4 protein-coding genes are annotated in these 8,691 nt (G+C 40.7%); 2 read left to right on the forward strand and 2 right to left on the reverse strand.

The window, feature by feature from the left end; genetic code table 11:
* Together PX484_RS23370 and PX484_RS23375 are read right to left on the reverse strand one after the other, a co-directional pair.
* Positions 1-395 (reverse strand): DUF6014 family protein (locus tag PX484_RS23370; protein ID WP_288105789.1); only part of this gene is annotated, 395 nt, incomplete at its 3' end.
* A gap of 61 nt (positions 396-456) precedes the next feature.
* Complete coding sequence (locus PX484_RS23375) at positions 457-2,526, reverse strand: ABC transporter ATP-binding protein/permease (RefSeq protein ID WP_287766214.1); 2,070 nt, start codon at positions 2,524-2,526, stop codon at positions 457-459.
* A gap of 610 nt (positions 2,527-3,136) precedes the next feature.
* Between PX484_RS23375 and PX484_RS23380 the strand changes: the two genes are divergently transcribed.
* Both PX484_RS23380 and PX484_RS23385 read left to right on the forward strand, forming a co-directional pair.
* Positions 3,137-6,430: a non-ribosomal peptide synthetase gene (locus tag PX484_RS23380; RefSeq protein ID WP_287766212.1), complete on the forward strand. Its 3,294-nt coding sequence runs from the start codon at positions 3,137-3,139 to the stop codon at positions 6,428-6,430.
* 14 nt (positions 6,431-6,444) lie between these two features.
* The coding region (locus PX484_RS23385; RefSeq protein ID WP_288105794.1) for a non-ribosomal peptide synthetase at positions 6,445-8,691 on the forward strand (2,247 nt) is incomplete at its 3' end.

Below are 8,691 nucleotides of genomic sequence, written 5' to 3' on the forward strand. Positions count from 1 at the left end.
AAATTTCTGGGAATCGGTTGTCTTAGACTGCCAAATTTTTCACGAGTCAAGCTTTCTAGTTGTTCGATAGAAGGTTGACTATTTTGGTGAATTTTTCCGTAAATTGCACTCAACGTGAGTTGTCGTTCTCCCTGACGATTGATGCGATAGGGAGCAATCATCAGAAAATAACCATTTTTGCCGATAAAATTCAGATTAATGAAATCTTCTGATAAAATGCTCCAGTCGTTGGTTTCTAAAGCCGCTGCTGTTTTCCACAGCCACTGAGCCGGAACTTCACAGCTATCTGCTTCCTGTTGACGGAGTTTTTTCGCCGCGATTGCAATTTTATTTTGCTCGATATCTTGGACGATTTCTTGGAAGAACTGTTGTTGATTAACCAGGGTTTGATTCATTTTTTGGGTAGCTAAGTTGGTGTAATAGTTTAACGTTGTTTTTTGACCCGTCTCTCATCGGCTAAACTCTTAGCCATTTTAAGATTTTAGGGTCTTTGTCATAGCGATAGGTCAGTCCATCTTTCCCCGTAATTGATTTTCCCTGACTGGCTTTGCTTCTGATGCTACTGAGGGAATAGTCGCTTAATTCCTTCATTTGTGCATGGGAAAGTCCCTCTTCGACTTCTGTTAAGATTGTTGTCGTTGGCGATTCGGGGGGGGGTTCCCCGGCAGAATTGATTTTAGGATTGACCTCGGTTTCCTGATTCGGTAAATCTTCGAGCCTATCTTGAGAATTATCGACAGAAATATTAATAATTTCTTTCACTTTTTGTCGGCGATATTCCTCCACTGTAAGCAGTTGCCAATGGGAATTACTAGAGAGTTCTAAAACCCATTGATGATAGTTAAAGAGACTTTCCCGATGTCCGACACTAATAAAAGTTGTGTGAGTTTTCTGCAATTGCCGATATAAATTTTCCTCATTGTTTAAGTCCAAAGCACTTGTGGCTTCATCGAGGATAGTAAAACTGGGACGGGTAATTAATACCCTAGCAAAAGCCAAACGTTGTTGTTCTCCCAGGGACAAAATGTTTTCCCAAGGCTCTTCTGTATCAAAGCTATTGACTCGATTTAGTAAATTTTGGAGATTGACTTCTTGCAAAACTTCCCTTAATTTTATCTCATTGGTTTCTTGATTGCGATTGGGATAAAGTAACTGTTCTCGCAAGGTTCCTAATATTATATAGGGACGTTGAGGCAGAAACAATACTTCTTCTAGGGGGGGACGAACTAATCGGCCTGTGCCTGCATTCCATAAACCGGCGATAGCGCGTAGCAAGGAACTTTTACCCCGACCACTCGGACCGACAATTAATAAACCTTGTCCGGGCTGAACAGAAAGGGAGAGGTTTTCGACAATCACCTGTTCATAATCGGGAGTTTGCAAGGTGACATCTTCAAAGGAAAATTGGTTTTCTTCGATGGTTGTAATCGTGCTTAAATTTTCTGGTTGTTTAATGACTTCTTCTAAGGCTTGGGAAAATTGCGATAGACGTTCAACATAACTGCTAAATTGTGCCGAAGTGCCAAATTCACTAATTAATTCCGCCAGCGCCGTAGCAAACAAATTAGCCGCTAAACAGGCTTGCCCGACCTGTCCGAAACTAATGCCCTCACTATTGATATACAAAGGACCCAAAATGACAAAAGTAAATACTTGAATTGCCGCCTGATAGCCCCGACTAAAAATTTCTGTGCCTCTCTCCCAATCAATTTTACGTTTAGCACTGTCTAAGAGTTTATTAAATCGCCGCTGAATAATATTTAATTCCTGATTTTCTCCCTCAAAGAAAGCGATAGACTCCGCATGATTACGAATATGAGTTAGAGCATAATTGTAGTTAGCCTTAAGTTCTAATTCTTCTTGAGTGATTTTATTTAAGGCTTGGTTAAAATAGATAGCAATGACGTTACCGAGAATTGTCCAAACGACTAAAATAATGGCGACAGAGGAAGAAATTGACCAGAGAATCACTAAAAAAGTGATCATATCTAGGACATTTTCCAGGGCAACGGCAAAAAAGGAGAGAGCTTTACTGGTAATCGGCTCAATTTCCTGGGATAAACGCTGATCTGGGTTGTCGATATCGGATTTAAAATTAATTCTGTAATAGGCGCGATTATGCAAATATTTGTTGAGAATCCAGTCATTGAGCCAAGCATACCAATCCAGGGCGATTCTTTTTCTGAGAAATTTAAGCAAGCCAACTAAAAGGGTGACAAAGAGCAGTCCAACCGCAAAAACTACCAAAGTTTTGACAAATTTATCAAAATCACTTTTTTCAAGGATGACATCAACTAAGTAATTACTAACAAAGCTATTGAAGGCATTTAAGCCTACAACCGCTAGGATTGCCCCGATTAGTAGGATGAGCATTGCCCAAGCTTGGATCACATCGGAAAAAGTCCTTCCCCCCGATTCAGTAGGATACCAATAGGGAGCAGCGATCAGCTTGACACTGTGCCAAAATTTGCTGACATCGGAGATAATATTAGTCGTCGATCGATCTTGAGGGACTTTGGCGGACATATAGCATTTATATTTGAGTTGTGGACATTTTGCTGGAATGATTTTAGATTTTGGCTGGATTGGCGGATTAGAAGGCAATTGGCGAAAATATAAAGCTCCCCGACAATTTTAAGGTTATTGTGTTTGAGTTGTGGTAACATACTCCCGTCGCTTTATCTGTCAGCATAGAGTGATCGCTTTCTCAGCCCCCTGCTACTGCTTTTTTAACCCTCGTTATCTTACTACAAGTAACCATTGTTTTGATAGCTAAAGCTAGTGAGCGCTTCTCAGACTACCACATATTACCGAATTTCGTTGACCATGACAAATTTTCTTTTCTATGATAGGATTTCATGGTACAGTTTTCAAAGCAATGAGGTGCGCCGATTTTCTTCCCTGTTCCCTGTTCCCCGTTCCCTGTTCCCTGTTCCCTGTTCCCTGTTCCCTCAAAGCGATAACAGACCTTGCGACATCATGGTGAAAAATGTTCGATATATGTTACATTTTGTACTCGGCTTCCTTGCGCCCCTACAGTGGGGCAAATTCGGTTTCTGTAGAGGCATAAAGCATACGCCCTACCCTAGAAATCTTTTTTTATCATCACAAATGCGGGCGAGTCATGAGTAGAAATATGAAAACAATTTACCCACTTTCACCGGGACAAGAAGCAATGTGGTTAATCTGCCAAATTGCTCCGGAGAGCGTTGCTTATAATATATTTATTACTGCAAAAATTCATGCTTATTTAGAGATTGCTGTTGTCAATCGTGTCTGGCAAAAAATTATTGAAAAGCACCCGATTCTGAGAACCACATATACCAGTTATGAGGGCAAACCGGTACAGCAGGTTAACCAGCAAGAGAATTTTCAGGTTGAGGTAATAGATGCCAGCGACTGGAGCGAATACCAATTAGTAGAAAAAATCTATGCTATTGCTGACCGCCCTTTTAACTTAGAAAAAGATTCAGTTTTGCGGGTGAATTTATTTACTCGTTCAGCAGAAGAACACATTCTCTTACTGACAATGCACCACATTGCTAGTGATATGTGGTCTTATGATTTACTGCTGGGTGAATTTCAAACGTTATATACTAATGAAATCAAGCGAATTAGTCAAGGGCAGACAGAAACAGTAGATTCTCTCAGTGGAAAAAAATCTTATGCAGATTTTGTCCACTGGCAGTCAGAAATGCTATCTGGTTCCAGGGGAGAAAAACAGTGGCAATATTGGCAAAAACAATTAGCTGGCGAATTGCCAATTTTGAATTTGCTCCCAGACAAACCCCGCCCCCCAGTCAAGACTTATGAGGGAGCCTCATACATTGTCAAGCTAGATGAACAGTTAATTGAAAAACTCAAGCATCTAGCTTTAGCATCTGGAACCAGCCTTTATCGGATTCTGCTTACAGCATTTTACGTCCAACTTTACCGCTACACCAATCAAACAGATATCCTCTTATGCAGCCCGATGAGAGGACGGCCGGGTAAAGAGTTTAAAGAGATTGTCGGCTACTTTTCTAACCTGACCGTTTTAAGAGTTTCTGTCCAGGAGAATGCCACATTTACAGAACTTCTTGCTCAAGTCAGCAAAATAGTTAGCCAAGCTCAAAATCATCAAGATTACCCATTTTCTCTGTTAGCAGAAAAACTCCAGCCACAACGCGATCCCAGCCGTTCGCCTTTCTCTCAAGTTAGTTTTGCTTGGCAAGCACAAACTTGGTGTGAACCAAAAAATAATTCCTTGCATCTGCAAAAATCAGTGTTGCCAATGGAGCCACACTTGTTCGGACAACAGGGCGGACACTTGGATTTGAGTTTAATGGTGAGAGAAGCGAAAGGAGTGATTAAGCTATGTTGGCAATACAACACTGACTTATTTGACGCTGCTACTATTGAGCGCATGGCCAAGCATTTTGAAAGACTGCTCAACTCTATTGTGCTGAACCCACAGCAGCCCATTTCCCAGTTACCAATGCTCACAGAAGTTGAGCAGCAGCAGTTACTTTTTGAGTGGAATAATACTCAGGCTGACTATCCATTAGATAAGTGTATTCATCAATTATTTGAGGAACAGGTGGAACGAACTCCTGATAATATAGCGGTCGTGTTTGAAGACCAGCAGTTAAATTATCGGGAGTTGAATGCCAGAGCGAACCAGTTAGCTCATTACCTGCAAAATTTGGGGGTGGGACCAGATGTGTTGGTGGGAATTTGTGTCGAGCGTTCCCTAGAAATGATGGTAGGACTGCTAGGTATTTTGAAAGCAGGTGGAGGTTATTTACCAATTGACCCTGAGTATCCAACTGAGCGTTTACTGTATATACTCCAAGATGCTCAAGTTAGAGTTCTATTAACCCAAAAACATTTAATCGCAGGACTTCCAAAACACCAATCAGAACTCGTTTGTTTAGATACTGACTGGTCGTTTACCACTCAAGCACAGGAATCAAATCCCGGCTGTGAAGTTCAACCGGAAAACTTAGCTTATGCAATCTACACTTCAGGTTCAACAGGAGAGCCAAAGGGAGTGATGATTCAGCATTCCTCCGTTGTCAATCTTGCTCACGGACTGCATCAAGCTATTTATGCTCACCATCAGATTTCCCCATTGCGAGTCAGCATCAATGGTTCTTTAGCTTTTGACACTTCCGTGAAACAGATTATCCAACTGATATATGGTCATAGCCTGAACATTGTGCCAGAAAAGGTGCGATTTGATGGCCATGCCATGTTATCCTACCTGCGGCAGCAAAAAATAGATGTATTGGATTGCACACCATCGCAACTGAGGCTACTGATTTCAGTAGGATTGCTGGACAGTGACAATCATCCTCAATCTGTTTTGGTGGGAGGAGAAGCCATTGATGAATCTATGTGGGCAACTTTGGCAAAGGCTCAAAACATTAATTTCTATAACGTTTATGGACCGACAGAATGCACTGTGGATACCACAATCTGTTTGATCACAGCTAACCTCAAACCAGTGATTGGTCGTCCTATTGCTAACGTACAAACCTATATTTTAGACGAATATTTACAACCTGTTCCTGTTGGTGTGCCTGGGGAATTACACATAGGCGGTGCGGGATTAGCGAGAGGCTATCTCAATTGTCCAGAGTTAACCAATGAGAAATTTATCTCTCATCCCTTCCATCAGACAACAGAAAGCAGATTATATAAAACAGGAGATTTAGCTCGTTATTTACCGGATGGCAATATCGAATACTTAGGACGTATTGATAACCAGGTAAAAATTAGAGGATTCCGCATTGAATTAGGAGAAATTGAAGCGGTTCTGAGTCAGCATAATTATGTAGAAACAACTTGTGTCACCGCTCGTGAAGATAGTCCAGGAATAAAACGCCTAGTTGCTTACATCGTGCCGCCCAAAAATGTCACCCCAAGCACAAATGAACTGCGGCAATTTCTCAAAGCTAGGCTCCCAGATTACATGATTCCTAGTGCTTTTGTTACCTTAGAAACCTTACCTTTAACCCCCAATGGCAAATTAGACCATCGTGCTTTACCTGAACCCAACTTGCGTGGGGAGATAGAATTGAATTTTGTTGCTCCTCGTAACCTAGAAGAAGAAATATTAGCCACAATCTGGTCACAAGTTTTGCGAGTAGAGCCAGTAGGTATCTATGATAACTTCTTTGAACTGGGGGGCGATTCCATCCTGACTATTCAAATCATTACTAGAGCGAGAAAAGCAGGATTAGAGTTAACCCCCAAACAATTATTTACCCATCAAAGTATCGCCGAATTAGCCACAGTAGCAACAAGAGTCACCGAGTCACAAACAGAACCAGAAATAGTGAATCCTCCGCCGCCTGAAGCGGATACTGGAGATTACACCGCCCAAGATTTCCCCTTATTAGAAATCGACCAAATAGAACTAGAACAAATATTAGCTCAACTGTAACGATGAACTCCCAGATGAATAGCACAAATAGACAAAATGTAGCCGATATTTATCCCCTATCGCCGATGCAACAGGGGATGTTGTTTCATAGCTTGTATGAGCCAGATTCAGATGTATATTTCGTCCAATTTAGTTGTAATTTAAAGGGCAATGTCGATGCAACAATATTTGAGCAAGCTTGGCAAAGATTAGTAGAAAAGTATGTCGTTTTCCGTACAGCTTTTATTTGGGAATCATTGAGCCAACCTGTACAAGTAGTGTATCGACAAGTAACTGTGAGAGTCGCTACTTATGATTGGCAACATTTAACCGCACAACAGCAAGAACAGGAATTAGCAGTTTTTTTGGAGAGTGATCAGCAAAAATCCCTAGAATTGTCTGAAGCTCCATTAATGCGCCTAAATCTGATCAAGTTGGATAAAAATACCTATCAATTTGTTTGGAGTAGTCATCATTTATTACTTGATGGTTGGTCTTTATCTTTAGTGATTAAAGATTTTTTAAAGATTTATCAAGAAATTTCTCAAAATCAGATTAGCACTGATCAAACTGTTGTCAGCTATCGCCAATATATTGCTTGGCTACAGCAACAGGAACAAAAACCAGCCGAAGAATTTTGGCAACAAAAACTGCAAGGTTTTACTGCTCCTACTCCTTTGGTCATAGAAAGATCAGCGAATTCAAAAAATAGCAACGTCTATAAAAAACAGCAAATTCAGTTCCCCGCTTCAACCACAGCCACCTGCCAATCTTTTGTTAGGAAAAATCGCTTGACACTGAATAATTTAGTGCAAGCAACTTGGGGATTATTGCTATCTCGCTATAGCCAAGAAACAGATATAGTATTTGGTGCGACTGTATCTGGTCGTGAGACATCTATTGCTGGTATTGAAGCAATGGTGGGATTATTTATTAATACCTTGCCCATGCGAATCCAACTTAAACCGGACACCTCAGCACTGACTTTATTGAAAGATTTACAAGCTCAGTTAGTTGAGTCTAATCAATACTCATATAGTTCATTAGCAGAGATTCAAACTTGGAGTGAAATCCCTAGAAGTGCATCTTTATTTGACAGTATAGTTGTTTTTGAAAATTATCCAGTTGACGCTACTGCGGTCTTAGGCAATGATAGTTTTTGTCTGGAAAATATTCAGGTTTCTCAACAAACTAATTATCCTCTAACATTAATTGCGCTCCCTGGGGAGCAATTACAGGTGCGAATTAGCTATGATACTAACCGATTTGATGATGGGACAATTACTCGCCTATTGGGGCATTTTCAAACCTTACTGGAGGGAATGGTCGCCAATCCAGAGGCGCGAGTTTCTCAATTACCTCTGCTGACAGAATTTGAGAAAAATCAATTATTAATAGACGGTCATAATCCGCAGGTTGATTACCCAGTTACTAAGTGTCTTCACCAGTTATTTGAAGAGCAGGTAAAACGCACACCCGAAGCGGTAGCAGTTGTATATTCAGATCAACAATTAACCTACAATGAATTAAATAATCGAGCTAATCATTTAGCGCATTATTTACAGTCTTTGGGAGTAAAACCTGATCAATTAGTGGGGATTTGTCTTGAACGTTCTTTAGAGATGATTGTGGGGTTATTGGGGATATTAAAAGCGGGTGGTGCTTATGTTCCTCTTGACCCAGAATATCCGATTGAACGGTTAAGCTTCATGTTAGAAGATGCTCAATTATCAGTGCTGTTAACGCAACAAAAGCTAGGAGAAACTCTACCTCAACATCAAGCTTCGATTATTTGCTTAGATACCGACTGGGAAAAAATCGCTGAAAACAGCCAGTCAAATCCAGAAAACACGGTCACTCCAGATAACTTAGCTTATGTTATCTACACTTCCGGTTCCACAGGTAAACCGAAAGGGGTGTTAGTCAATCACTCCAATGTCGTGCGATTATTTACCGCTACAGATGCTTGGTATAATTTTAATAGTCAAGATGTCTGGAGTCTATTTCATTCCTACGCTTTTGACTTTTCGGTGTGGGAAATGTGGGGAGCTTTGTTATATGGTGGACGCTTGGTAGTTGTACCCTACTTAATAACTCGTTCCCCCGAAGCATTTTATCAGCTATTATGTCAAGAAAAAGTAACAATTCTCAATCAAACTCCTACCGCTTTCCGTCAGTTAATTCAAGCTGAAGAATCCTTAAAAGGAAGTTTTCCCTTATCAAGGGGGGATCGTTCATCGACAACAGATAACGATTTAAGCTTACGTTTAGTTATTTTTGGA

Origin of the sequence: Microcystis sp. M49636_WE2, assembly GCF_030065375.1 — a bacterium.
Lineage (GTDB): Bacteria > Cyanobacteriota > Cyanobacteriia > Cyanobacteriales > Microcystaceae > Microcystis > Microcystis aeruginosa_C.